This is a genomic window from Methanophagales archaeon, assembly GCA_021159465.1.
Lineage (GTDB): Archaea > Halobacteriota > Syntropharchaeia > Alkanophagales > Methanospirareceae > G60ANME1.
Map to the genome: position 1 here is coordinate 1 of JAGGRR010000022.1, position 1,299 is coordinate 1,299.

At 41.3% G+C, this 1,299-nt stretch carries 3 protein-coding genes; all 3 read left to right on the plus strand.

Annotated features, from left to right (window positions below):
• Positions 1-477 (plus strand): hypothetical protein (locus tag J7J01_01135; protein ID MCD6209496.1); only part of this gene is annotated, 477 nt, incomplete at its 5' end.
• Between the two features lie 279 nt (positions 478-756).
• Positions 757-918 carry a hypothetical protein gene (locus J7J01_01140; protein MCD6209497.1) on the plus strand — a complete coding sequence of 54 codons (162 nt, stop codon included), beginning with the start codon at positions 757-759 and terminating at the stop codon, positions 916-918.
• Positions 919-1,001: 83 nt separating this feature from the next.
• A complete protein-coding gene (locus J7J01_01145) occupies positions 1,002-1,220 on the plus strand; it encodes a hypothetical protein (GenBank protein ID MCD6209498.1) in 219 nt (72 codons plus the stop codon).
• The last annotated feature ends 79 nt before the right edge of the window (positions 1,221-1,299 follow it).

A 1,299-nucleotide genomic window follows, 5' to 3' on the forward strand; every position in this document is an offset into this window, starting at 1 on the left:
GTATTGCTCATTGCATGCACCCTTTTTGGTGTGATAACCCATGTGGGAATGATGAAATATGATTATAGGATATGGTCAGGGGGTGAGAGGGAGATAGCGGACTGGGTACGTGATAATACCGTGCCTGATGGGCTGTTCTTAACTGGTAGTGCACATAATCATCCGATAACGGCATTGGGGGGCAGACAGCGAGTGATGGGCTATGAAGGTTGGCTGTGGTCGCACGGGTTGAACTGGACGCGGATAATGAAAGTGAAGAGTGATGAGATTGAGATGTACAAGGGCAACTACCAGCTTATCAAGGATTATGAGATTGATTACGTCTGTATAGGACCCTATGAGAGGGCTTTTGCTAATGACAACCACTTTGAGCTCAATTATAGTGCATTTGAGGATAGATCACGATTTCGGTTGATATATGAATATGAAGACAAGAACAAATCAGAGGTTAGATGGAGGATATATAAAACGCTGTAAAGTGTGAAGATATAAGACATGGAAAAACCCCGTTAATAGAGAAGGTCAGGGTAGGTAGAGCATAATCTGGTATGTATGTACGCTCGCAATATGAAGGTAATTTGTGGTAAATTGAATAGGAATGTGCCGGTCATCGGTACGATTCGGATGTTAGTAGCTAATTTGGCTTCTAAAACAGGGAACTTCTTGCGACTACATCTAATGGCTAACTTTAAGTGTCCGTGCTAATAATTATTTGGGAGACAGCCTCCTAAAGGATAACATTAAGAAGAGATTAAAATGCCAAAAGCTACGAATCTAATCGAAGCATACAACAACTTTGTTGTGGAACCACTAAAGACGGAAGAGGAGTTCGGGAATTTTTATGTTGAGAGACCAGAGAACGCAGACGCAAAAAATGCTAAAAAAATACCTCTTCCTTGGATTCCGGGTATGTGGTAAGAGCACGGAACTAAACAGGCTATCCAGAGCGCTTGATAAGAACAGATTTCTCATCGTGAGTTATTCAATTCGTGATGAATTAGATGTCAGCAATTTTGATTGCCGTGATTGCTTCTATAATAATTACGGCTTGCATACAACCAGATTGCTTCGTTATTTATGCCTACCCTATACCCTTGACTTTTAGTCCCTATTACGGGAATGTCCGACATGCTTTTGATGATGACATTATACTGCCGCAAAGTCGCGATTTACTTTTCAGTTTGACTGCAGTTGAGTATGAGGATGAGGAGGAAAGGTGATGCGATATAAATCCTTTATTGATGCCATTGGTGGAGAAATGGAAGAAGGATTGACAGAAGACGTAGAGGAAATAGACAC

Bases quoted from the DNA above. Each gene is read 5' to 3' on its own strand.
- J7J01_01145 (MCD6209498.1), top strand. From the start codon at position 1,002: ATGTCAGCAATTTTGATTGCCGTGATTGCTTCTATAATAATTACGGCT.
- J7J01_01140 (MCD6209497.1), top strand. From the start codon at position 757: ATGCCAAAAGCTACGAATCTAATCGAAGCATACAACAACTTTGTTGTG.